Source organism: Pseudomonas sp. TCU-HL1 (assembly GCF_001708505.1).
Classification (GTDB): Bacteria; Pseudomonadota; Gammaproteobacteria; order Pseudomonadales; family Pseudomonadaceae; genus Metapseudomonas.
Map to the genome: position 1 here is coordinate 5,002,167 of NZ_CP015992.1, position 24,575 is coordinate 5,026,741.

A 24,575-nucleotide genomic window follows, 5' to 3' on the forward strand; every position below is an offset into this window, starting at 1 on the left:
GCCGACTCAGACCTTGAAGCGGCTGACGCCGGTTCGCAGGCCGTTGGCCACCAGGTTCAGTTCGTCGATGGCGGAGCTGGCCTGACGCAGGGAGTCCACCGTCTGCCCGGTGGCCTCGCCCAGTTGCACCAGGGCCTGGTTGATCTGCTCGGCGCCGGTGGCCTGGGCTTGCATGCCCTCGTTGACCATCTGCACGCGCGGCGCCAGCGCCTGCACCTGCTGGATGATCTGCGACAGCTGCTCGCCTACCTGCCCTACTTCGGCAATACCGCGACGGACTTCCTCGGAGAACTTGTCCATGCCCATGACCCCGGCGGATACCGCCGACTGGATCTCGCGCACCATCTGCTCGATGTCATAGGTCGCCACGGCGGTCTGGTCGGCCAGGCGGCGCACTTCGGTGGCGACCACGGCGAAACCGCGACCGTACTCGCCCGCCTTTTCCGCCTCGATGGCGGCATTCAGGGACAGCAGGTTGGTCTGGTCGGCCACCTTGACGATGGTAGTGACCACCTGGTTGATGTTACCGGCCTTCTCATTGAGGATCGCCAGCTTGGCGTTAACCAGCTCGGCGGCCCCCATCACCTGGTGCATGGTGTCTTCCATGCGCGCCAGGCCCAGTTGGCCGGAGCCAGCGAGGATGGAGGTCTGCTCGGCGGTGCCGGAAACTTCCGTCATGGTCCGCACCAGGTCGCGAGAAGTCGCGGCGATCTCCCGCGAGGTGGCGCCGATTTCCGTGGTAGTGGCGGCAGTCTCGGTGGCGGTGGCCTGCTGCTGCTTGGACGTAGCGGCAATCTCGGTGACCGAGGTGGTCATCTGCACCGCCGAGCGCTGCGCCTGGGCCACCAGTGTCTTGAGTTCCTCGGCCATGCTGTTGAAGCCGGTCTCGATGACATTGAATTCGTCCTTGCGCTTGAGGTCCAGCCGAGTCGACAGATCACCGCCGCCCATGGCCTTCAGGCTCTCTACTACGTCGCCCACCGGGCGGGTGATGGCGCGCATCAGCTGCCACCCGGATGCGGCGGCTACGGCCATGACCAGCAAGATCGACAGCAACATGGTGATCTCGGCGGCCCACACTGCGGCAATGATCCTGTTCGCCGCGTTATCGCCAATCGCCTTGTTCAAGTCGATCAACTGATTAAGCCGGGCACGGCCCTCCTGCCAGCGCTCGGACACCTCCCCGGTGAACAGCTCGGCAGCCTGCTCACGCTGGTTCTTCTGAAGGAGAGCGAGCAATTGCCCATGCAGCTCCAGATAGCTCTCCCGTACCTTCTTGAATTCGTTGGTGAGGGCACGATCCTCGGCTTCGACGATCGTCTTCTCATAGGCAGCGAGCATCTGCTCCAGATCCTGGCTGCTTTTATCGAAACGCTTGCGGTCAGCCTCCGACAGGCCTTGGCCCTGGTGCTCGCGCTGATCGTCGTGAACACCGAACAAAGCCTGGGTGCTGAGCATGTGATCCACCCAGTTTCCACGTACCTTGGTGATGAAGTAGGTGCCGGGCATCGCATCATTCAGCACCCGACTGGCGCTCTCTTCTATCGTCATGAAGCGGATGTAGGAAGTGACTGCCATTATCAACATGATGGCGATGATCACCGCAAAACTCGCCTGGATACGCACGCGTACAGTCCAGTTCTTCACATTATTCCCCAGTTACCTGTGGCCGGATTCGTGGCGACCCTTGGCCGATGGCGGCGACTCTAGTGGCAAGGCCAGACACTAGCAAGCGCTTGGAAACGCACTTTTCCGTCGCCAGAAAGCCGACGGCGCGGCCTTGGGGAGTTTGGCAGAAAGTTGCCGGTTTGCAGGGAGGGAATGACGCGAGCAGGCGCTGTGCGATTTCACTCGCGAAGCAGGGCTGTCCCAGCAAACTTCCAGCACCGGGCGCCAATCCATTCATCAAAGGGCCGCGCAGCGGCGCAACCAATACGTTCTGATGCCGCCCGCCCCGGGCAACGAAATCTTAACGAACGTCTGACGGTGCTTTTACATCTACCTGCTTAGGCTCGCACTCATTCGCAATAGCCAACGGAGTCCGTCATGCACCGTCATCGGGCTAATCGATGTCTCGCGTACGTTCACGATCAAGCCACGCTGCGGCCAATAGGCCGTCACCGGCAATTTCCATCCAAGAGGCTGCAGGGGCAGACGCATGCTCGATTCCAACATGGCAAAGACAGACGCACTCCAGAACAAGGTCCCACTCGTGACTCTGGTTTTCTGGATCATCAAGATCCTGTCGACCACCGTGGGCGAAACCGGCGCCGACTTCCTGATCTTCAAGCTGCACTTTGGCTTGCCGCTGACCTCGTTGATCATGGGCGCGATACTGGTTGTAGTGATGCTGCTGCAACTGCGTTCCGAACGTTATATCCCCCGGATCTACTGGTTGGCGGTGGTGCAGATGAGCATTTTCGGCACCCTGATTACCGATAGCCTGGTCGACACCTATGGGGTTGCCTTGACGACCACCACGACCGTCTTCGCCGTGCTGCTGGTGCTGACCTTCAAGGTATGGCATTCCCGCGAAGGGACCTTGTCGATCCGCAGCATCTTCCGTGGAAGTCGCGAGTACTTCTACTGGTCGGCAATTCTCATGACCTTTGCCCTCGGCACCGCCGCTGGCGACCTGTTGTCGGAGGAGCTGCGCCTGGGCTACGCCGTCTCGGCATTGATCTTTGCCCTCTGCATCGGCCTGGTGGCCGCCGCACACTTCGTGTTCCGCCTGAATGGGGTCGCGACGTTCTGGATCGCCTACGTCCTGACGCGGCCGTTCGGTGCTTCCGTTGGTGACTGGCTTTCGCACTCCGTGCGCAAGGGGGGACTAGGCCTCGGCACGGTGGGCACCAGCGAAGTCTTTGCCGTGATCATCGTGGCGCTGGTGGGCTATCTGGGCTGGAAGGAACGTCGTCCGGGCGGGACAGGCCTGGCGACCTGAACGCAGGCGGCATGCGCTCAGGGAGCGGACGCCTCATAAAGGCAATGAACCTCAATCATCCGGCAATCGCGTAAAGGGAGCTTTCCATGCCAATCAAGACAGAACTGGAACGCGGGCTCTGGGGCCTGGCGCTGCTCGCCTTGTTGCTGCTTTTGTGTCTGTGGGGAAATGGAGACATTCCTTTCCTGAGCGTCAATGAAGCCCGGCGGGCGGTGACCGTTCGTGAGATGTATGAGGCCGGCAACTGGTTGACCCCCCATATGAATGGGGATCTTTACCTGGCCAAGCCTCCTCTCTTCTATTGGCTGGCGCTGCTCCCGGTACATCTTTCAGCGGGCGTTTCCGAGTGGGCCATGCGCCTGCCCTCGGCGCTTTTCGCACTCGCCGTGATTGCCGGCGTTTATGTCGCCGGCACCAGGCTCGGTGGCAGAAGCGTCGGCATCTTCGCAAGCCTGTTCCTGGGAGCAAACGCGGGATTCAGCCTCTTTGCCAGGCGGGCTGAAATAGAAATGACCCTGACCGCCTTTTGCTTCCTGTCATTGCTCGCCGCATGGTTCTACCTGTTTCACGACGGCCGCCGCCGCTGGGCCATTCTCAGCTACGCCCTGCTTGGCTGCAGCCTGTTGACCAAAGGCCCGGTCAGCCTGCTTCTGGTAACCGTGCCGATTCTCGCGTTTGCCTTGATCCAACCCCATGCACGCACAAAGGCGCTCCTCTGCGACGGCCTGGGCTGGCTGATCGCGCTTTCGATCGGTGCATCCTGGTATGTCGCCGTGACCCTGCAGGAAGGCGTGGGTATCTGGGAGTCGATTTTCCAGCAGGACATCGTCAGCAAGGTCAGTGGCAACAATGGCGAAGTCTGGTACGCCTACCTCGGTTATCTGGCGGGTGACTTCTTCCCCTTCTGGCTGCTCCTTCTCGTACGCCCTCGACAGCTCTGGCGAAGCACCGGAGCCAATAGTCAGCTGAAACTGATGAGCTGCGTCGTCCTCGTTCCGCTGATCATCTTTTCCCTGTTCAGCGACAAGCACGCCAAATACCTCTTGCCGATCTACCCGGCCGTTGCGCTGCTGCTGGCCTTCCACTGGGTGGAATTGCTCGGTGCCTGGCAGGGCTGGAAACGCCGCGCCATGGTCTGGCTGCCCCCCTTCATGCTGTTTTGCTTCGTTGCTTTCTTCATGTTTCTGGAGCCCAGGGTCTTCGCCTATCGGGTCCAGGCCCTGCCCGAGATCAGCCACGCGACCAGCGCCAATCCGAAGCCCCCCCTGTACAGCCTCGGCGAGCCGGATATGCGCCTGGTGTACTACGCGGGCCGCACGGTCAAGGCGCTGACGGCGGATGCCATCCGGTCGGATGCAGGGAAAGATGGCCAGCTCTTTGTCGACGGCCCCATACCGCCATCCCTGCTGCCTCTGGAGAAATGCGTCACCCAGCACTTCGAGCCCTTCCTGAAGCACCGCAAGGAAGCCTGGCTGATTGGACTGGGGGAAACGTGCCACAACGAGCTACCCCGCATCCATTGACGGCCCTAGCGCCCTCGCCGCCAGCGCATCGGACGATGCTTCCCGGGGCTGATCGGCACACCCAGCACGATGGATCGGCGTGGGGGGTCAAAAGCAAGTCCACGCTCTACGAACGTGGACGTTTACTCGCGATGGGCGGCAGGGATTCAGGCGCAAGCGGCCCCGGCTTAACACGTTTGCAATGCAACCATGACGCTTTTTTCATGTTCTCAGGCCCACTATCTGCTCAAACGCTCCCTGCCAGCGCAGGGATGCTGCAGCAGACTCGGATCGGCGCTGTATCGATTGTTTCTACAGCACCACTACCTGATGCCTTGCCTCAATTGAAAAAGCCGCGACGTGGTCAAATTGAGCCTCACATCCTTGCCTGAAAAGCGCGTAAACATCCTTCGATCAATCAGTCAGAAAAGGTATGAGCTACTCCTGTTCGCAGCTTCGATCTACGCCACCGCACTCGCCGCACAGGAAATCCTCCATGAGCGAAGCATTCCCGACTTGGCGCGTGCCGGCAGCGAAAGCAGTGAAATCCTGCTCAAGCACTGGAAGCAGGGCAACGTCGTGGTGCTCGTACGCCACGTCGAACGCTGCGATCACTCCGATGCCCCCTGCCTGAACGACGCAAACGGCATAACGGAAAGGGCTGTCGAAGTCGCCCAGCGACTTGGCAGTGATTTCAAGTCGATGGGGCTGGAGGAGACAGACATCTACTCCAGCTCATTGACGAGGGCGGTGCAGACATCGGCTTACATGTTCAACGCGGACGTCCCCAGACTGGACTGGCTATTCGACTGCAAGGAAGGTTTTCGCAACCAGATCGCGCAGCAGAAAAGAGCGCATAGGAACCTGATTCTCGTTACCCATAGCGAGTGCATGAATCGATTGGAAGAGAGTCTTGAACTCCCCTCCTATCGAACACCAAAGTACGGCGCATCGTTGTTCCTGAAACTTGCCGACCCGCAGATGGAACCCGAGATGGTCGGCATCTTGAATGCCTCGGACTGGAGCGACCTATTGTCCGAACTCGATGGGCGCCGCTTTCCCACCCACAGTTTCCGGCAATAGCGAGCGGGTGACACGAATCCCCGCCCCTGCCCTTCCCGACCTGTTCCCCGCCAGGCTCCATTCCGTTCCTACGACAACGCCAGCTCCTGCCGAACCTGCCGCTCCAGCTCCGCCTTGAGCCCCGGGTCGAGCCGTAACTGGCGCGCCAGCTCTTCCAGGTAGGCGCGTTCCATGAAGTGCTCCTCGTCCACCATCAGCACACTGACCAGGTACATCTCGGCGGCCATTTCCGGGGTCGCGGCGGCGCGGGCCACCTCCTCCGGGTCGAGCGGCTTGTTCAGTTCGGCGTCCAGCCAGCGGCGCACGTCAGCGTCCTGGGTCAGTTTGGCCAACTCCTCCTCTATCAGCTGACGCTCACGGGCATCCACATGGCCATCGGCCTTGGCCGCCGCCACCAGCGCCTTGAGGATGGCCTGGCTGTGCAGCTCGGCCTGGGGCGCAGGCAGGCGATCGAGGGTTTGTGGTTCGCTTTGCGGCGCACCGGCCTGCTGGGCCTGCCAGTTGCCATAGGCCTTGTAGGCCAGAACGCCCAGTGCGGCCAGGCCGCCATAGGTCAGCGCCTTGCCGCCCAGCTTGCGGGCGCTCTTGTTGCCCAGCAAAAGGCCGAGTGCGCCCGCCGCAAGCGCCCCGCCACCGGCGCCCTTGAGCAGGCTGCCGAGGTCGCCGGAGCCGGACTTCCCGCCCGAAAAACCGCCGGATTTGCCGGCGGTTTTCTGTTGCAGGAGGTCTTGGCCGGATTTGAGCAGTTGGTCGAGCAGTCCGCGGGTGTTCATGGAAACCTCCAGGTCAGTCCGAATTCACAGATCGACCGACTCTAGCCGGAGGGACTCCTAACAGCAGTTCACAGAGTGCTTCGAGATATTGCTGCGGGTCCGCAGGGTGGCGAATTTCCACGCAACCATCTAAAAAAGCGAAACGTTCGTTCAAATTTCGATAAACCCTAATCTCCGGCAGCCATCCAGACGCGAATCACGCCCATGATGACCCTCCGCCAGATCCGCCATTTCATCGCCGTCGCCGAGACCGGTTCCATCTCCGCCGCCGCCCAGGCGGTGTTCATTTCCCAATCCACCCTGACCCTGGCCATCCAGCAGCTGGAGGAGGAAATCGGCGTCAACCTGTTCAACCGCCACGCCAAGGGCATGTCGCTGACCCACCAGGGCCACCAGTTCCTGCGCCAGGCGCACCTGATCCTGGCCACGGTGGAGAACGCCAAGCGCAGCCTGCAACAGAGCACCGACCAGGTGGCCGGCAGCCTCACCATCGGCGTGACCAGCCTGGTGGCCGGTTACTACCTGGCCGACCTCATCACCCGTTTCCAGCGCGCCTACCCCAACGTGAAAACCCGTGTGGTCGAGGACGAGCGCCCCTACATCGAGCACCTGCTGGTCAGCGGCGAGATCGACGTGGGCGTGCTAATCCTCTCCAACCTGGAAGACCGCCATGCCCTGCAGACCGAAGTGCTCACCCACTCGCCCCACCGCCTCTGGCTGCCGGCCCAGCACCCCTTGCTGGAGCGCGACAGCATCGCCCTGGCGGACGTGGCCGGCGAGCCGCTGATCCAGCTCAACGCCGACGAGATGGGCCTGCACACCCAGCGCATCTGGTCCCGCGCCGGACTGACGCCCCAGGTCACCCTGCGTACCGCCTCGGTGGAAGCGGTCCGAAGCCTCGTAGCGGCAGGCCTCGGACTGTCGATCCAGCCCGACATGACCTACCGCCCCTGGTCGCTGGAGGGCGACATCATCGAAGCCCGCCCGCTGGTGGACCTGGGCGCCCCACTGGACGTGGGCCTGGCCTGGCGCCGTGGCACAGCGCGCCCGGCACTGGTGGACCCGTTCCTCACCGTGGCGCGCGAACAGCCGAACAGCCGCAAGCTTTCGATTTAATCGAACGCCGCTTTCAATATTTAGAATTTGTCGACCTCAAGCCCGGCCTCTAGTCTCTCGACCTCATAAGCAGAGCCATGCCGGGCCCACCCAGGGAGCACCGGGATGACTGAAGAACAAAAAACCGAGAAGAAACGAGCCAGCAAGATGACCGGCGCCGCCAGCACCCCGACCCTGCACACCGAACTGCTGCTCGACGGCCAGCTCCTCATCGGCGAAGGGTTAGCCGAACCGATCATCAACCCCGCCAGCGGGGAGGTCCTGGTGGCCATCGCCGAAGCTTCCATCGAGCAGGTGGAAGCTGCCGTCGCCGCCGCCCACCGCGCCTTTACCAGCTGGTCGCGTACCACCCCCGCGCAACGCGCCGCCGCGCTGCTGGCCATCGCCGACGCCATCGAAAAGCGTGCTGACCACCTCTCCCGCCTCGAAGCCCTGAACTGCGGCAAGCCGCTGCACCTGGCGCGCCAGGACGACATCCCGGCCACCGCCGATGTCTTCCGCTTCTTCGCGGGCGCCGTGCGATGCCAGCAAGGCCAGCTCGCCGGCGAATACATTCCGGGCCACACCAGCCTGGTGCGCCGTGACCCGGTAGGCGTGGTGGCCTCCATCGCGCCCTGGAACTACCCGCTGATGATGGCGGCCTGGAAGATCGCCCCGGCCCTGGCCGCCGGCAACACGCTGATCTTCAAGCCCTCCGAACACACCCCGCTGTCCATCCTGGCGCTGGTGCCGGCCCTGGCCGAAATCCTCCCACCGGGGGTGATCAACATTCTCTGCGGCGGCGGCGACAGCGTCGGCAGCCAACTGGTTGGCCATCCACGGGTGCGCATGGTGTCGCTGACTGGCGATATCGTCACCGGCCAGAAAATCCTCCAGAGCGCCGCCCGCACCCTGAAGCGCACCCACCTGGAACTGGGCGGCAAGGCGCCGGTGATCGTCTGCAACGATGCCGATATCGATGCCGTGGTCCAGGGCGTGCGCACCCATGGCTACTACAACGCCGGCCAGGACTGCACCGCCGCCTGCCGCATCTACGCCCAGGCCGGCATCCACGACCGCCTGGTGAGCGAACTGGGCGAAGCCGTGGCCGGCCTGCGCTTCGCCCGCAAGCGCGACCAGGACAATGAAATCGGCCCGCTGATCAGCTCACGCCAGCGCGACCGCGTGGCCAGCTTCGTCGAGCGCGCCCTGGGCCAGCCTCACATCGAGCGGGTCACCGGCGCCGCCGTGCACTCCGGCGCGGGCTTCTACTACCAGCCCACCCTGCTGGCCGGCTGCAAGCAGCAGGACGAGATCGTCCAGCGCGAAGTCTTCGGCCCGGTGGTCACCGTCACCCGCTTCGACGACTTGGCCCAGGCCGTGGACTGGGCCAACGACTCCGAATACGGCCTGGCCTCCTCCGTCTGGACCCAGAACCTGGACAAGGCCATGCAGGTGGCCGCGCGCCTGCAGTACGGCTGCACCTGGATCAACACCCATTTCATGCTGGCCAGCGAGATGCCCCACGGCGGGCTCAAGCGCTCCGGCTACGGCAAGGACCTGTCCAGTGATTCGCTCCAGGACTACAGCGTGGTGCGACACATCATGGCCCGCCACGGGAATGATTTCTAAGAGAGATAAAAGGCCCTGAAGGCCGGCTGTACCTGCTTCAACTGCCCCGACCAATAACGAAAAAGAGGGAACAACATGTCCGTGCGCAAAACCGCCCTGCTCAGCGCAGTGGCCACCGCCGTTCTGGCCAGCACCAGCCTGCAGGCCGCCGAAGCCCTGAAACAAGTCGGCGCCGGCGAGGGCCAGCTCGACATCATCGCCTGGCCCGGATACATCGAACGCGGCGAGTCGGACAAGAACTACGACTGGGTCACCCAGTTCGAGCAGGACACCGGTTGCAAGGTCAATGTGAAGACCGCCGCCACCTCCGACGAAATGGTCAGCCTGATGGCCAAGGGTGGCTACGACCTGGTCACCGCCTCTGGAGATGCGTCCCTGCGCTTGATCTACGGCAAGCGCGTGCAGCCGATCAACCCGGAACTGATCCCCAACCTGAAGAACCTCGACCCGCGCCTGAAGGACGCGCCCTGGTTCACCGTCCAGGGGCAGCAATACGGCACCCCCTACCAGTGGGGCCCGAACCTGCTGATGTACAACACCAAGGCCTTTACCCAGGCGCCGGACAGCTGGAGCGCTGTGTTCGAGCCCCAGAACCTGGCCGACGGCAAGGCCAACAAGGGCCGCGTGCAGGCCTACGACGGCCCGATCTACATCGCCGACGCCGCCCTCTACCTGAAATCCGCCAAGCCGGAACTGGGCATCCAGGACCCGTACCAGCTGACCGAAGCGCAATACACCGCCGTACTCGACCTTCTGCGCCAGCAGCATGGGCTGGTACACCGCTACTGGCACGACGCGACGGTGCAGATGAGTGACTTCAAGAACGAAGGCGTGGCCGCCTCCAGCACCTGGGGCTACATGGCCAACACCCTGAAAGCCGAAGGCCAACCGGTTGCCACCGTGTTCCCGAAAGAAGGGGTCACCGGCTGGGCCGACACCACCATGCTGCACGTCGAGGCCAAGCACCCGAGCTGTGCCTACAAGTGGATGAACTGGTCGCTGGAGCCCAAGGTCCAGGGCGACGTTTCCGCTTGGTTCGGCGCCCTGCCCGCCGTTCCCGCCGGCTGCAAGGCCAGCGCCCTGCTCGGCGCCGAGGGTTGCGCCACCAACGGCTATGACCAGTTTGACAAGATAGCCTTCTGGAAAACCCCGCAGGCTGAGGGCGGCAAGTACGTCCCCTATAGCCGCTGGACCCAGGACTACATCGCGATCATGGGCGGAAGGTAATCCCTCAACGCCAATCTCTCCCGTGAAGTCTCCCCTCTCCCTCCGGGAGAGGGAGCTTGGCCGTGCCACCCGATATTCCCAGCAGGGCTTCCGTTGCGAGGCTCCGCCCAAGTCATGCCTTTTTCGCGTCACCGGAGCCCCTCACCATGACTCTTGCTGTCCAGTTCACTCAGGTTTCCCGCCAGTTCGGCGAGGTCAAGGCCGTCGACCGGGTATCCATCGATATCAAGGACGGCGAGTTCTTCTCGATGCTCGGCCCTTCGGGCTCGGGCAAGACCACCTGCCTGCGCCTGATCGCCGGCTTCGAGCAGCCCAGCTCCGGTTCCATCCGCATCCACGGCGAAGAAGCCGCCGGCCTGCCGCCCTACGAGCGCGATGTGAACACCGTATTCCAGGACTACGCCCTGTTCCCCCACATGAATGTGCGCGACAACGTCGCCTACGGCCTCAAGGTGAAGGGCGTGGCAAAGGCCGAGCGTCTGGCCCGTGCCGAGGAAGCACTGGGCATGGTCGCCCTGGCCGGCTACGGCGACCGCAAGCCGGCGCAGCTTTCCGGTGGCCAGCGCCAGCGCGTGGCCCTGGCCCGTGCCCTGGTCAACCGCCCCCGCGTGCTGCTGCTGGACGAACCTCTCGGCGCACTGGACCTCAAGCTGCGCGAGCAGATGCAGAGCGAGCTGAAGAAGCTGCAGCGCCAGCTCGGCATCACCTTCATCTTCGTCACCCACGATCAGGGTGAAGCGCTGTCCATGTCCGACCGCGTGGCCGTGTTCAACAAGGGTCGCATCGAGCAGGTGGACACCCCGCGCAACCTCTACATGAAACCGGCCACGCCCTTCGTCGCCGAGTTCGTCGGCACCTCCAACGTGCTGCGCGGCGACCTGGCCCGCCAACTCTCCGGCGCCGAAAAACCCTTCTCCATCCGTCCCGAGCACATCCGCTTCGCCCAGGGCGAGGTCGGCAGCCACGAAGTGGAAATCAGCGGCCTGCTCCACGACATCCAGTACCAGGGTGCCGCCACCCGCTACGAAATCCGCCTGGATAACGGCCAGAACCTCTGTGTCAGCCTGGCCAACAGCCAGTGGCAGGACACCGCACCGCTGCACCAGCAGGGCCAGGTGGTCACCGCCCGCTGGGCGCGCGATGCCATGGTCCAGCTGACCGAGGGTGCGTGACATGGAACTGACCCTCAACGCCGAGCGGCCACGCGCCGCCAATGGCCTGATGCGCAGGTTCTCGGGCCTGCTCTATCGCCGTCCGACCCTGTACCTCTCGCTGCTGCTGGTACCGCCACTGCTGTGGTTCGGCGCCATCTACCTCGGCTCGCTGCTGACGCTGCTCTGGCAGGGTTTCTACACCTTCGACGACTTCACCATGACGGTGTCGACGGACCTGACCCTGGTCAACTTCGGCGCGCTGTTCCAGGCCGCCAACTTCGACATCATCCTGCGCACGCTGAGCATGGCCATCGCCGTGTCCATCGCCAGTGCCGCCCTGGCCTTCCCCATCGCCTACTACATGGCGCGCTACACCACGGGCAAGACCAAGGCGTTCTTCTACATCGCCGTGATGATGCCCATGTGGGCCAGCTACATCGTCAAGGCCTACGCCTGGACCCTGCTGCTGGCCAAGGGCGGCGTGGTGATGTGGTTCGTCCAGGCGCTGCACCTGGAGCCGCTGCTGGAACTGCTGCTGGGCGTACCCGGCGTCGGCGGCAGCACCCTGTCCACCTCGCACCTGGGGCGCTTCCTGGTGTTCGTGTACATCTGGCTGCCGTTCATGATCCTGCCGATCCAGGCCTCCCTGGAACGCCTGCCGCCGTCGCTGTTGCAGGCCTCGGCCGACCTCGGCGCGCACCCGCGCCAGACCTTCATGCAGGTGATCCTGCCGCTGTCGGTACCGGGCATCGCCGCCGGTTCGATCTTCACCTTCAGCCTGACCCTGGGCGACTTCATCGTGCCGCAGCTGGTGGGCCCGCCCGGCTACTTCATCGGCAGCATGGTCTACGCCCAACAGGGCGCCATCGGCAACATGCCCATGGCCGCCGCCTTCACTCTGGTGCCGATCGTGCTGATCGCCGTGTACCTGTCCATCGTCAAACGTCTGGGGGCCTTCGATGCACTCTGAGAAAGCTTCATGGGGTCTCAAGGCCGCCGCCTGGGGCGGGCTGGCGTTCCTGCACATCCCGATCCTGATCATCTTCCTGTACGCCTTCAACACCGAAGACGCCGCCTTCAGCTTCCCGCCGCAGGGCTTCACCCTGCACTGGTTCAGCGTCGCCTTCGGCCGCGCCGACGTGCTGGAAGCGATCAAGCTGTCGGCTCAGGTGGCCACAATCGCCACGCTGATCGCCGTGGTGCTCGGCACCCTGGCTGCGGCCGCGCTGTACCGTCGAAGCTTCTTCGGCAAGGAAGGCATCTCGCTGATGCTGATCCTGCCCATCGCCCTGCCCGGCATCATCACCGGCATCGCCTTGCTCTCGGCATTCAAGGGACTGGGCATCGAGCCGGGCCTGCTGACCATCGTCATCGGTCACGCCACCTTCTGCGTGGTGATCGTCCACAACAACGTGATCGCGCGCTTCCGCCGCACCTCCCACAGCCTCATCGAAGCCTCGATGGACCTGGGCGCGGACGGCTGGCAGACCTTCCGCCACATCATCCTGCCGAACCTGGGCTCGGCCCTGCTGGCGGGTGGCATGCTGGCGTTCGCGCTGTCGTTCGATGAGATCATCGTCACCACCTTCACCGCCGGCCACGAACGCACGCTGCCGATCTGGCTGCTCAACCAGCTCAGCCGCCCGCGCGACGTCCCGGTAACCAACGTGGTGGCCATGCTGGTCATGCTGGTGACCATGCTGCCCATCCTCGCCGCTTACTACCTGACCAAGGGTGGCGAGAGCGTGGCGGGTAGCGGGAAGTAAAGGATTCTCTCGGACTGCTCCCCTCTCCTCTTCAGGGAGAGGGGCCGGGGGAGAGGGCAACCAAGCTCAGTCCAAGCACCGCCGTGTACCCGAACCCAGTAACCCTCTCCCTAGCCCTCTCCTAGCCGGTCGCCCCTGAAGGGAGAGGGAACAAACGCGAGGAAGCGCCCATGCAAACCAAACTCCTGATCAACGGCCAGCTCGTCGCCGGTGAAGGCCCCGGCCTCGCCGTGCTCAACCCATCCCTGGGCAGCGCCCTGATGGAAATCGCCGAGGCCAGCCCGGCCCAGGTCGATGCCGCCGTGCGCGCCGCCGACGCCGCCTTCCCGGCCTGGTCGCAGACTTCGCCCAAGGACCGCGCCACCCTGCTGCTGAAACTCGCCGACCGCATCGATGCCCACGCCGAAGAACTGGCGCGCCTGGAATCGCAGAACTGCGGCAAGCCCTTCACCGCTGCGCTGAACGACGAACTGCCAGCCGTTGCCGACGTGTTCCGCTTCTTCGCCGGTGCCAGCCGCTGCATGAACGGCTCCGCCGCCGGCGAATACCTGCCCGGCCACACCTCGATGATCCGCCGCGACCCGGTGGGCGTGGTCGCCTCCATCGCGCCGTGGAACTACCCGCTGATGATGGCCGCCTGGAAACTCGGCCCGGCGCTCGCCGCCGGCAACACCGTGGTGCTGAAACCCTCCGAGCAGACCCCGCTGACCGCCCTGAAGCTCGCCGAATTCATCAATGAGATCTTCCCCGCCGGCGTGGTGAACCTGGTCTTCGGCCGCGGCCCGAGCGTCGGCGAGCCGCTGACCACCCACCCGAAGGTGCGCATGGTCTCCCTCACCGGCTCGGTCGCCACCGGCTCACGGATCATCGCCGGCACCGCCGACAGCGTGAAACGCATGCACATGGAACTGGGCGGCAAGGCCCCGGTGATTATCTTCGACGACGCCGACATCGACGCCGCCGTGGAAGGCATCCGCACCTTCGGCTTCTACAACGCCGGCCAGGACTGCACCGCCGCCTGCCGCATCTACGCGCAGAAAGGCATCTACGAGCGCTTCGTGGCCAAGCTCGGCGAGGCCGTCGGCAGCCTCAAGACCGGTCTGCAGGACGACCCGGCCACCGAGCTCGGCCCGCTGATCACCGAACAGCACCTGGAGCGCGTCGAAGGCTTCGTCCAGCGCGCCAGCGCCGTGCCGCACATCACCGTGGTCACCGGCGGTGCCCGTGTCGACGGCCCGGGCTTCTTCTTCCAGCCGACCGTACTCGCCGGCGCCCGCCAGGACGACGAGATCGTCCGCCGCGAAGTGTTCGGCCCGGTGGTTTCGGTCACCGCGTTCGACGATGAGGAACAGGTGCTGGCGTGGGCCAACGATTCCGACTACGGCCTGGCCTCCTCCCTCTGGACCTCGGACGTCGGCCGCGCCCACCGCCTGTCCGCGCGCCTGCAGTATGGCTGCACCTGGGTCAACACTCATTTCATGCTGGTCAGCGAAATGCCCCACGGCGGCGTCAAGCACTCCGGCTACGGCAAGGACATGTCCATGTATGGGTTGGAGGACTACACCGCCATTCGCCATGTGATGTTCAAGCACTGATCCGGCCGCCGCTCGCTTGCCCGGGCGTTGTTGAGAAGAGCGTCGAAATGCTCATGTACAACAGTACATTCCGCGTTCTCCGCCCTTCTCGCCTAGCCCGTGCGGCGTGAGCGACGCCCGGATTCGTGCCCGTAAGCGTTTTGTGGGGGCGAATTCATTCGCGATCCGGGCCGACTGGTCCGGCCGCAATAGTCGGGGGCAGCTGCGCTGCCCTTCGCGACTGAAGTCGCTCCTACAGGGGTTGAAGCCCCACAGGTTGTACCCGCACAAACCACCAGGAGAACGAGCAATGCGTAATACCTTGCGTAATTTCAGCTTCATCCTGTTTTGCGCCATGGCCGGAATGGCCCAGGCGGCCGACGATGCCAAGGCGATAGTCGACGGCTACATGGCTGCCTGGAATGCCCACGACGCCGACAAGGCCGCCAGCTTCCTGGCCGAGGACGCAGAGTACTTCGACGCCACCGTCGGCACGCCACAGAAGGGTCGGGCGGCCGCTCGCGACAACGTGATCAAGGTCTTCGTCGGCGCCGTGCCGGACCTGAAATGGAAGATGACCAGCGAGCCCATCGTCAGCGCCGATGGCATCGCCTTCCAGTGGGAGTTCGCCGGCACCAACAGCGGTGCCTGGAGTGCCGAAACCCCGGCCACCAACAAGCCGCTCAAGTTCGAAGGGGTGAGCTTCATCCGCGTCAAGAACGGCAAGATCACCTACCAGGGCGACTACTACGATGCCCTCGGTTTCAACAAGCAGCTCGGCTGGTAAGGCCCTCCCCCTAGGGGGGCTTTCGTAGGGTGCGCCGTGCGCGCCAAGAACCGCCGTGGGCGCTATCGGTGCGCACGGCACACCCTACCCGCAGGCGATACCTGCCGCTTCCGCCAGCCCCTTCTCTCTCAGCCAGTCCGGATTGAACAAGCGTCCGGCATACAACCCGCCCCGATCACAGAGCAGCGTCACTACCCGGTGTCCCGGCCCCAATTGGCGAGCCACCTGCACGGCGGCGGCAAGGTTGATGCCGGAAGAACCGCCGACGAACAACCCCTCCTCCCGCAGCAGGTGATAGACCATGGCCACGCAGGCCGGGTCGTCCACCTGCACGGCATCGTCTATCGGCGTGCCTTCGAGGTTGGCGGTGATGCGCGTGGTGCCGATGCCTTCGGTGATGGAACTGCCCTCGGCCATCAGCTCGCCGCGCTTGACCCAGTTGTACAGGGCGCTGCCCATGGGGTCGGCCAGGACGATGCGGATGCTAGGGTCACGCTGCTTGAGGTAGCGCGCCACGCCGGCCAGGGTGCCGCCAGTGCCCGTGGCGCACACGAAGGCATCCAGCCGGCCGTCGGTATCGGCCCAGAGTTCCGGGCCGGTGGTTTCGAAGTGGGCCTGGCGGTTGGCGGTGTTGTCGAACTGGTTGGCCCAGATGGCACCGGGCAGCTCGGTGGCCAGGCGCCCGGCGATCTTCTGGTAGTTGTCCGGGTCCTTGTAGGGCTTGGGCGGCACCGGGCGCACTTCGGCGCCCAGGGTGCGGAGCAGGTCGAGCTTTTCCGGGGACTGGTTGTCGGGAATCACGATGATGCAACGGTAGCCCCGTGCCGCGCAGATATGCGCCAGGCCGATGCCGGTATTGCCGGCGGTGCCCTCCACCACCGTGCCGCCGGGGTACAGCATGCCCTGGCGTTCAGCGTCTTCGAGGATGAAGCGGGCGGCGCGGTCCTTGACCGAGCCACCGGGGTTGAGGAATTCGGCCTTGGCCAGGATGTCGCAGCCGGTCTCGGCGCAGAGGCTGTCGAGGCGCAGAAGGGGCGTGTTGCCGACGCTGCCAATGAAACCTTCGCGAATCGCCATGCCTCACCTCCTGCCGGTGCATGGGGACGAACAGTTTCAGTCTAGCTGCGCGCTAGCGGGACCGATCCAGCTCGAACTGGTGCTTGATGACATCCGAGACGGCTGCCGTCATGGCCGCCGTGGAAACCCCGAACATCAGGATGCCGTTGGCGGCTTCCAGCGGCCCCAGCAGCCGCCACTGCTCAGTCATGACGATATCGCCGTAGCCCAGCGTGGCGAAGTTCACTCCCGAGTGGTAAAGCGCCGTGGCGAAGCTGTCGAACTCCCCCAGCATCAGGAACAGCGCCCCCCAGACGCCCATCTGGACGAAATTGCCCAGCAACATCACCAGCATCACGACCGACAACAGCAGCGTGACGCGCCAGGCGGACAGGTGAACGCTTCCGCCCCTCGCATAGCGGACGTACGGCTTCAGGCTGAAGGCCACGAACAAGGCCTGCATGACCAGGCAAAGCACCATCACAGGAATTCCGACCAGCAGATTGATCAGCATGGAAGCCACCTCTAAAAGGGCGTCACGGCGCTGCCAGCGGAAGCGTCGGCGGTCGATCAGGTAAACCGCCGCGCAGGCCACGCAGCTGGTCCACCTCACCGGGGGCGTATTTCACTATCACCGGGAAGCGCTGCGCCGGGCGTAGCCGGTCGCGGTAGGCTCTATCAGCTGCTGCAAGCGGGCGTCCTGCACGCGCACGTCGTTCTTGATCAGGCCGTCGTCTCATCGTCCGCAGTCGTGTCCTTCGGCTGGTCTTCCACCCAGTGCCAGAACAGCATGTAGCCGACGGCCAGTATGACCGGGCCGATGAACAGCCCGATGATGCCGCTGGTGACCATCCCACCCAGGGCACCAATCAGCACCACCGGCATCGGTACGTTGACGCCACGCCCCAGCAGCATGGGTTTGAGGATGTTATCGGACATGCCGGCGACGAAGATGTAGATGGAGAAAATGATGGCACCTACGGTGGCGCCCTCGGTGGCGAGGACGAAACCGATGACCGGAATCGTGATCAGCAGCACGGGCAGTTGCATGATGCCGAGCAGCAGCACCACGAGCGCCAGTAGACCGGCGCCCGGGATGCCCATGACCACGAAGCCGACGCCGACCAGCAGCATCTGGATGAAAGCGATACCGACCACGCCCTGGGCCACGGCACGGATGGTGGCCGTGCAGAGCTGAGCGATCTGCGGGCCCCGGTCCGGTCCGGAAATGCGCGTGGCGATCTGCACGGCGCTGCGAGTGCCGTTGGCGCCATAGGCCATCAGAAGGCCGGCCACGATCAGCGCAGCAATGAACAGCAGGAAGCCCGCCCCCACGCCGGCCAGTTTACCGAGCAGGGTGAGTCCCACTCCGCGCAGGTGCGGCATGAGCGTCTTGAGCAGACTGGTAAGGTCGGCAGAGGCCTGCTGCCAGAAGTCGTACAGCGGCTGGCCGATCAGGGGCCAGCCGGCGATTGATTCGTTAGGCGCCGGGATATGCCACTCGCCCCCCTTGATCAGCTCAAGCGCCCCTTGCACGGACTCGGCCATCGACACGCCCAGCAAGTAGACCGGCACCATCAACAGCCCCACCGATACCAGCACGATCAGGGTCGCCACATACCCATCGCGCAGGCCCAGCCGGTTCTTGAGCATGCCGTGCAGCGGGTAGAAGGTGACCGCCAGGATCAGCGCCCAGAGCATCAGGTTGAGGAACGGATAGAACACCTGGTAGCAGGAGATGGCCAGGATGGTGATGAGCCCTGCGCGTATCAGGACATCGAGCAGGCCGCGAGACAGCATCCGTTCCGAAGCGGTAGTCGGTAGCATCGAAATCTCCTTTTGCTCAATAGCGCAAGCCAGACCAAACGATTATCCGGCCAAACCACACCCGTGACGCTGATGGTCATGTCTACCGCAATCCAGGAGCTGATATCCGCATCAAGCGGGGAAGGACATGGCGTCGACGTCGCACTACCGATGCTGTCGGTTACCAGCATAGTCGCTGCGCGACAGACGGCCTGCCCTTCCCAGCGAGGCCATATGCGGCACTCGCGAGCCGTTCACTCGCCGATGTCTTCGTTCCACAACTCCGGCCGGGCCTTGATGAAGTCTTCCATCAGCTTCACGCATTCAGCGTCCTGCAAGACCTCCAGTTGCACGCCGCGCGAACGCAGCAGTTCCTCTTCGCCAAGGAAGGTACGGTTCTCGCCGATCACCACCCTGGAAATGCCATAGAGCAGGATGGCGCCGCTGCACATGGAACAGGGCGACAGCGTGGTGTAGAGCACCGCCTCGCGGTAGACGCTGGCGGGCTGGCGGCCGGCGTTCTCGAAGGCGTCCATCTCGCCGTGCTTGATGGCGCTGTCTTCCTGGACGCGACGGTTGTGGCCGCGACCGATAATGCGGTCCTTGTGGACAATCACCGAGCCGATGGGAATCCCGCCCTCGGCCAGGCCCTGACGGGCTTCTTCGATGGCGGCTTGCATGAAGGGGTCCATGGTCGTTCCTTGTTTTCCTGTGGGTAGCGTGAACGGTTTACGCGACAGGTGGCTGCTCCTGCAAGGCCTGCTTCGCCAGCCAGATCTGGTAGGCGTTGATTCCCGCCCGCACCGAACTGAACACCAGCGGCGGCTTCAGCTCACCCAGCTCGCCAGAGCGTTGCAGCAGGTCGAACGCCGGGCCGAAGAGCCGGGCGAAACCGAAGTAGACGCCTCGGGCGGCAAGGCTCTGCTGTACCTCGCGCAGGGTGGCGAGACCGGTGAGGTCGAGGTTGATCATGGTTTCAGCATTGAGCAGCACCGCGCGGGGATGATCCATCTGCTCGACCTGATGGAGTAGACGCTGCTTGAAGTAATCGGCATTGAAGAACAGCAACGGCGCGTCGAAACGGTAGATCAGCAGCCCCGGCAGCGTTGAGGCCTGTGGATAACGCCCGAGCTCCACCTGGCCGTCCACGTCCGCCAACCAGCCAAGCACCGCATCGCTGGGGCGGTAGGTGAGGTACAGCAGGCGCAGCAGGGCCAGGGCGATAGCGACGAAGATGCCGGGCAGCACGCCGACGCCCAGCACACCCACCGTGGTCAGCAGGCACAGGCCGCACTCGAAGCGGCTCAGGCGCCAGAACGCCTTGAGTGCATGGATGTCGATCAACCCCCAGCCGGCCAGCATCAGCACCGCCCCCAAGGCGGCAATCGGGACCCAGGCCAGCGGCCCATGAAGAAACACCAGCACCGCGACAATCACCAGTGCCACCACCACGCTAACCATCTGCGTCTTGCCGCCCACCAGGTCGTTCACCGCCGTGCGCGAGTCCGCACCGCTGATGACGAACGACTGGGATACCCCGGCGCCGACGTTGGCCAGGCCCAGGGCGATGAATTCGTGGTTGGCGTCGATGGCGTAACCGTGACGGGCGGCGAAGCTGCGGGCGGTGAGCATGGCACTGCAGAAGCTGACGATGGTGATACCGGTGGCATCGCGCAGCAGGCTGAGCAGCTCCTGATAGCTGGCGCGAGGCCAGCCCAGCTCAGGCAACCCGGCCGGGACGGCGCCCAACAATGCCACGCCGTGGCGGTCGAGCCCGAGCCAGGCGGCCGCCACCGAAGCCAGCACGATGGCAACCAGCGAGACCGGCAGCTGTGGCCAGCGCCGGGGCAGGACGATCATCAGCAGCAGGGTTGCAGCACCCAGGGCCAGGGTCGGCAAATGGGTGCTGGCCAGGTTGCGGATCATCGCCAACAGCCCGGCGATGAAACCGCTGGTCTCGCTCTGGTAGCCCAGCAGCTTGCCCAGTTGCCCGGCCAGCAGGCTGAGGCCGATGCCGTTCAGATACCCCACCAGGATCGGCCTCGACAGGAAGCTGGCAATGAAGCCGGCACGGATGAAGCCAGCGAGGATGGACAGCATGCCGACCATCACGGCAACGATCATCGACAGGTGCACCAACCGCTGCGGATCGCCCGCCGCCAGCGGCGTGATGGCCGCCGCCACCATGGCCGCAGTGGCGGCATCGGGGCCGACCATCAACTGCCGGGAGCCTCCCACCAGCGCGTAGATCAACATCGGCAGGATGCAGGCATAGAGCCCGACCTGGGCGGGAAAACCGATGATCTGCGCATAGGCGATGGCGGTGGGAATCTGCACCGCAGCCACCGACAGGCCGGCGGCGATGTCGGTGCGCAGCCATTCGCGGCGGTAGTGGAAGCGGCTGGCGCGGGCACGCAGCCAAGAGATGGGGTGCATCGGAGTCGTCCAGGGTTCGACCTCAGAAGCTTAGGACGACACTGCCGGGAACGCCCCGCTCTCTTGGCAGCGCACGCAGGCCTCGCGGGTTACTGATCCTTCTCGCAGTTGATCATCCAGGGCACCCCGAACTGGTCCATCAGCATGCCGAAGCGCGCGGCCCAGAAGGTTTGCGCCAGCGGCATCTGCACCTGGCCGCCCTCGGCCAGGGCATTGAACACCCGTTCGGCTTCATTGATCCGGTCGACGTTGATCGAGATGCAGATGCCGCTGATGCCCTCGAACGGCGCCTGGGGCGGGCAGTCCGAGCCCATGATCACCTGGTCACCTACGGCCAGGCGGGCGTGCATGATCTTGTCGCGGAAGTCCTCCGGCACATCATCGCAGGCCGGACTTTCGGCGAAGGTGAGAAAGGCCTCCAGGGTGCCGTTGAGCACCTTGGCATAGAACTGGAAGGCCGGGCCGCACTGGCCGTCGAACGTGAGGTAGGGATCGATTTTCATGAAGGTCTCCTGTCCGTGGTGGAGGGCGGTCACTGCTGCCGGGCTTTCTCGAATACGCGCTGTTCCTGCTCGCGCAATTCGGAGGTGAACTCCGCACCGAAGTCCTCGGCCTCGAAGACCTGGCGGATTTCGATTTCGGAATCGGAAAGCATGGGGTTGGGGCAACGCTTGACCCACTCGATGCACTCTTCCAGGGAATTGACCTTGAACAGCCAGAAACCGGCGATCAGTTCCTTGGTTTCGGCGAAGGGGCCGTCGATGACGGTGCGGTCCTTGCCCTTGAACGCCACGCGCGCGCCTTTGGCGCTGGGGTGCAGGCCCTCACCGGCGAGCAGGATGCCGGCGTTGACCAGCTCCTCGTTGTACTGGCCCATGGCCGTGAGCAGTTCCGTGCTCGGCATGATGCCGGCTTCCGATTCCCTGGTTGCTTTGACAATCACCATGAAGCGCATTGTTGTTCTCCTGTTGAGTGGCATGAACGCCAGCCTGCGGCCCTTGCCTGCTGACTGTGCTTGTTAGTCGAAGGGGAAACGACGAGATCGACAACAGGCCCAAAATTTTTCAGGTGCGCAGGACTGAATCAGCGTAGACCCGGATCGGAGGTTTGCGCGGATGGGGTGACGGGTGAACGAGTGGCGGCGATTTCAATCGCCAGGACGGCCGCAGGCACTTAGCCCACCGTAGGGGGCACCATGCGCACCGATTCAGAAGGCAGCCCCGCCACAGCGGCAAAATGCCGGTGCGCGCAGCGCACCCTACCCGTTGAGCGAGGGGAATGGGGCGGGAAGCCCACCCCTTCCGAAAGCCAAGCGGAATTGTTGCAGAGGGTCTTCAGCGCGGGGCGATGTGAGCGACCATCAGTTGCACGCTTTCCTGGCCGCGGTATTCGTTGACGTCCAGCTTGTAGGCCAGTTCGGCCCAGCGGACGCTGGCATTGGGCCATTGCTCGCGGTCGATGTTGAAGGCGATACCGTCCAGTTGCACCGCGCCGCATTCGCTTTTCAGCACCAGCTTCAGGTGGCGCTCCCCGACCAGGCGCTGCTGGACGATCTGGAACACGCCGTGGAACAGCGGCTCTGGGAAATGCTGGCCCCAGGGGCCGGCCAGGCGCAGCGCACGGGCCAGTTCCAGGTGGAATTCCTCGATGCTCAGTTGGCCGTCGGAAAGCAGGCGGCCGGTGAGGTCGTCTTCGGAGAGCTGGCGGCGGGTTTCGAAGTCGAAGGCGGCGGCGAAGGCGCCAAAGTTTTCCACAGGCAGGGACAAGCCGGCTGCCATGGCGTGGCCACCGAATTTGCTGATCAGCCCCGGATGGCGCGCGGCGACGGCGTCCAGCGCATCGCGGATATGGAAACCCGGCACCGAACGGGCGGAGCCCTTGAGCAGGCCGTCACCGGCGTCGGCGAAGGCGATGGTCGGGCGGTGGTAACGCTCTTTGAGACGCGAAGCGAGGATGCCGATTACACCCTGGTGCCAGTCCGGCTCGAAGACGCAGAGGCCGAAGGGCATGTCCTCGATGGGCAGGTTCTTCAGCTGGGCCAATGCCTCGCGCTGCATGCCCTGCTCGATGGCCTTGCGGTCCTGGTTGAGCTGGTCCAGCTGCACGGCCATGTCGCGGGCCAGGGCTTCGTCTTCGCAGAGCAGGCATTCGATACCCAGGCTCATGTCGTCCAGGCGGCCGGCAGCGTTGAGGCGCGGACCGAGGATGAAGCCGAGGTCGGTGGAGGTGATGCGTCCTGCCGGACGTCCGGCGACTTCGAGGATCGCCTTGAGGCCGGGACGAGCACGGCCTGCGCGGATGCGGGCCAGGCCCTGGTGCACGAGGATGCGGTTGTTGGCGTCCAGGGGCACCACGTCGGCCACGCTACCCAGGGCCACCAGGTCCAGCAGTTCGCCCAGGTTCGGCTCCTTGAGGCTGGCGCGGGCGAACCAGTCCAGCTCGCGCAGGCGCGCACGCAGGGCCAGCAGGACGTAAAAGATCACGCCGACACCGGCCAGGGACTTGCTGGGGAAGTCGCAACCGGGCTGGTTGGGGTTGACGATGGCATCCGCCGCCGGCAGCTCCGGCCCCGGCAAGTGGTGGTCGGTGACCAGCACCTTGAGTCCGGCGGCCTTGGCCGCGTCCACGCCTTCGACGCTGGAGATGCCGTTATCCACAGTCACCAGCAGGTCCGGCTTGCGCTCCAGGGCGACGGCGACGATCTCCGGAGTCAGGCCGTAGCCGTACTCGAAGCGGTTGGGGACCAGGTAGTCGACGTGGAAGGCGCCGAGCATGCGCAGGCCAAGCACGCCGACCGTGCTAGCGGTGGCGCCGTCGGCGTCGAAGTCGCCGACATAGAGGATGCGCTGGCGCTTTTCCAGGGCCTCCACCAGCAGCGCCACGGCGCCCTCGATGCCCTTGAGCCGCTGGTAGGGGATCAGCCGCGCCAGGCTCTTGTCCAGTTCCGCCGCGGACTGGACGCCACGGGAGGCATAAAGACGGGCCAACAAGGGCGGCAGGTCGCCCAGGTCAGGCATGACGTCGGGCAGGGCGCGGTGTTCGATACGCATGAAAGGTCCAATCTTTGAATCGACTTCCCCTCTCCCTCCCGGGAAAGGGCCTTGGGGCGAGGGCCTGGCCCCTACCCCCGGAAATCCTCCGGACTTCCGATCAACGCTCCCCAGCCAGCCACTCCAGGGGAATTTCATGCTGGCCGCGCTCATCGGTGATGAACAGCGAGCCGTCGCTGAACATCACGCTCCAGCTGACCGAGCGCGGCAGGTCGCGGGCCAGTTCTTCCAGGGCTTCCTGGCCGACGGCCACGACATTGATGTTCTTCAGGCTGCGCACGCCGTCGAGGACCTTGGTCTGCCAGACGCGCAGGTTGCCGTAGGCCACCAGGCTGAAACGCTCGGTACGACGCGAGCACCAGGTGATGCGCTCGGCGTCCGGCTGGCCCACTTCGATCCAGTGCAGGACGCGGTCGTCCAGGCTCTTTTCCCACAGCGCCGGCTCATCCACATCCGACAGGCCACGACCGAAAGCCAGTTGCTCGTGGTACCAGAGCGCATAGGCGATCAGTCGCACGGCCAGGCGCTCCTCGGTTTCCGAGGGGTGCTTGGCGACGGTGAAACGCAGGTTCTCGTAGATGCTGCGGTCCAGGTCGGTGAGGTTGAGTTCGACTTTGTAGGGGGTCGCTTGGAGGGCCATGGCGGGCTTCTTGGTTAGTCGCGGAGGGCGGCAAGTCTACCCTGATTCCA

General features: G+C 64.3%; 22 protein-coding genes. 11 read left to right on the forward strand and 11 right to left on the reverse strand.

Going from position 1 to position 24,575, the window contains the following annotated elements; translation table 11 throughout:
- Positions 1-6: 6 nt before the first annotated feature.
- Positions 7-1,647 (reverse strand): methyl-accepting chemotaxis protein, encoded by a 1,641-nt coding sequence (locus THL1_RS22920; RefSeq protein WP_069085381.1) that lies wholly within the window; start codon positions 1,645-1,647, stop codon positions 7-9.
- Positions 1,648-2,212: 565 nt separating this feature from the next.
- Between THL1_RS22920 and THL1_RS22925 the strand changes: the two genes are divergently transcribed.
- The 3 genes from THL1_RS22925 to THL1_RS22935 all read left to right on the forward strand — a co-directional run bounded on the left by THL1_RS22925 (position 2,213) and on the right by THL1_RS22935 (position 5,529).
- Positions 2,213-2,944 carry a hypothetical protein gene (locus THL1_RS22925; protein ID WP_335721003.1) on the forward strand — a complete coding sequence of 244 codons (732 nt, stop codon included), beginning with the start codon at positions 2,213-2,215 and terminating at the stop codon, positions 2,942-2,944.
- Positions 2,945-3,030: 86 nt separating this feature from the next.
- A complete protein-coding gene (locus tag THL1_RS22930; RefSeq protein ID WP_069085382.1) occupies positions 3,031-4,467 on the forward strand; it encodes an ArnT family glycosyltransferase in 1,437 nt (478 codons plus the stop codon).
- Between the two features lie 339 nt (positions 4,468-4,806).
- On the forward strand, positions 4,807-5,529 hold the full coding sequence (locus tag THL1_RS22935; RefSeq protein WP_083245995.1) for a hypothetical protein: 723 nt from the start codon (positions 4,807-4,809) through the stop codon (positions 5,527-5,529).
- Positions 5,530-5,597: 68 nt separating this feature from the next.
- Here THL1_RS22935 and THL1_RS22940 read toward each other — a convergent pair whose 3' ends face one another.
- Positions 5,598-6,302 (reverse strand): tellurite resistance TerB family protein, encoded by a 705-nt coding sequence (locus THL1_RS22940; protein ID WP_069085383.1) that lies wholly within the window; start codon positions 6,300-6,302, stop codon positions 5,598-5,600.
- A gap of 204 nt (positions 6,303-6,506) precedes the next feature.
- On the opposite strand from THL1_RS22940, the gene THL1_RS22945 reads away from it, so the two are divergent.
- From THL1_RS22945 to THL1_RS22980, 8 genes are all read left to right on the forward strand, one after another.
- Entirely contained in the window at positions 6,507-7,418 is a 912-nt protein-coding gene (locus THL1_RS22945) for a LysR family transcriptional regulator (RefSeq protein WP_069085384.1), read from the forward strand.
- A gap of 105 nt (positions 7,419-7,523) precedes the next feature.
- On the forward strand, positions 7,524-9,029 hold the full coding sequence (locus THL1_RS22950; RefSeq protein WP_177343849.1) for a gamma-aminobutyraldehyde dehydrogenase: 1,506 nt from the start codon (positions 7,524-7,526) through the stop codon (positions 9,027-9,029).
- Between the two features lie 75 nt (positions 9,030-9,104).
- Positions 9,105-10,256, forward strand: a complete 1,152-nt coding sequence (gene ydcS / locus THL1_RS22955) for a putative ABC transporter substrate-binding protein YdcS (RefSeq protein ID WP_069085385.1) — start codon at positions 9,105-9,107, stop codon at positions 10,254-10,256.
- 146 nt (positions 10,257-10,402) lie between these two features.
- Positions 10,403-11,428 (forward strand): ABC transporter ATP-binding protein, encoded by a 1,026-nt coding sequence (locus tag THL1_RS22960; protein ID WP_069085386.1) that lies wholly within the window; start codon positions 10,403-10,405, stop codon positions 11,426-11,428.
- Between the two features lies 1 nt (position 11,429).
- The gene (locus THL1_RS22965) at positions 11,430-12,380 is read left to right on the forward strand and encodes an ABC transporter permease (protein ID WP_069085387.1); all 951 of its coding nucleotides are present in this window, start codon (positions 11,430-11,432) and stop codon (positions 12,378-12,380) included.
- Positions 12,370-13,176 carry an ABC transporter permease gene (locus THL1_RS22970; protein ID WP_069085388.1) on the forward strand — a complete coding sequence of 269 codons (807 nt, stop codon included), beginning with the start codon at positions 12,370-12,372 and terminating at the stop codon, positions 13,174-13,176. The genes THL1_RS22965 and THL1_RS22970 overlap by 11 nt, the downstream gene beginning before the upstream one ends.
- A gap of 170 nt (positions 13,177-13,346) precedes the next feature.
- Positions 13,347-14,771, forward strand: a complete 1,425-nt coding sequence (locus THL1_RS22975) for a gamma-aminobutyraldehyde dehydrogenase (RefSeq protein ID WP_069085389.1) — start codon at positions 13,347-13,349, stop codon at positions 14,769-14,771.
- Positions 14,772-15,060: 289 nt separating this feature from the next.
- Positions 15,061-15,537 (forward strand): ester cyclase, encoded by a 477-nt coding sequence (locus THL1_RS22980; protein WP_069085390.1) that lies wholly within the window; start codon positions 15,061-15,063, stop codon positions 15,535-15,537.
- Positions 15,538-15,621: 84 nt separating this feature from the next.
- On the opposite strand, the gene THL1_RS22985 is transcribed toward THL1_RS22980, so the two are convergent.
- From THL1_RS22985 to THL1_RS23025, 9 genes are all read right to left on the reverse strand, one after another.
- Positions 15,622-16,614 (reverse strand): cysteine synthase A, encoded by a 993-nt coding sequence (locus THL1_RS22985; protein WP_069085391.1) that lies wholly within the window; start codon positions 16,612-16,614, stop codon positions 15,622-15,624.
- Positions 16,615-16,666: 52 nt separating this feature from the next.
- Complete coding sequence (locus THL1_RS22990) at positions 16,667-17,107, reverse strand: potassium channel family protein (protein ID WP_069086613.1); 441 nt, start codon at positions 17,105-17,107, stop codon at positions 16,667-16,669.
- Positions 17,108-17,316: 209 nt separating this feature from the next.
- The gene (locus THL1_RS22995) at positions 17,317-18,420 is read right to left on the reverse strand and encodes an AI-2E family transporter (RefSeq protein ID WP_069085392.1); all 1,104 of its coding nucleotides are present in this window, start codon (positions 18,418-18,420) and stop codon (positions 17,317-17,319) included.
- 233 nt (positions 18,421-18,653) lie between these two features.
- Complete coding sequence (locus THL1_RS23000) at positions 18,654-19,091, reverse strand: nucleoside deaminase (protein WP_069085393.1); 438 nt, start codon at positions 19,089-19,091, stop codon at positions 18,654-18,656.
- A gap of 37 nt (positions 19,092-19,128) precedes the next feature.
- Complete coding sequence (locus tag THL1_RS23005; RefSeq protein WP_069085394.1) at positions 19,129-20,835, reverse strand: SulP family inorganic anion transporter; 1,707 nt, start codon at positions 20,833-20,835, stop codon at positions 19,129-19,131.
- Between the two features lie 89 nt (positions 20,836-20,924).
- Complete coding sequence (locus THL1_RS23010; protein WP_069085395.1) at positions 20,925-21,338, reverse strand: VOC family protein; 414 nt, start codon at positions 21,336-21,338, stop codon at positions 20,925-20,927.
- A gap of 29 nt (positions 21,339-21,367) precedes the next feature.
- Positions 21,368-21,790 (reverse strand): YciI family protein, encoded by a 423-nt coding sequence (locus THL1_RS23015; protein WP_069085396.1) that lies wholly within the window; start codon positions 21,788-21,790, stop codon positions 21,368-21,370.
- Positions 21,791-22,169: 379 nt separating this feature from the next.
- Positions 22,170-23,885, reverse strand: coding sequence for a single-stranded-DNA-specific exonuclease RecJ (gene recJ / locus THL1_RS23020; protein ID WP_069085397.1), 1,716 nt, complete (start codon positions 23,883-23,885; stop codon positions 22,170-22,172).
- A gap of 100 nt (positions 23,886-23,985) precedes the next feature.
- Complete coding sequence (locus THL1_RS23025; RefSeq protein WP_069085398.1) at positions 23,986-24,525, reverse strand: YaeQ family protein; 540 nt, start codon at positions 24,523-24,525, stop codon at positions 23,986-23,988.
- Between the last annotated feature and the right edge of the window lie 50 nt (positions 24,526-24,575).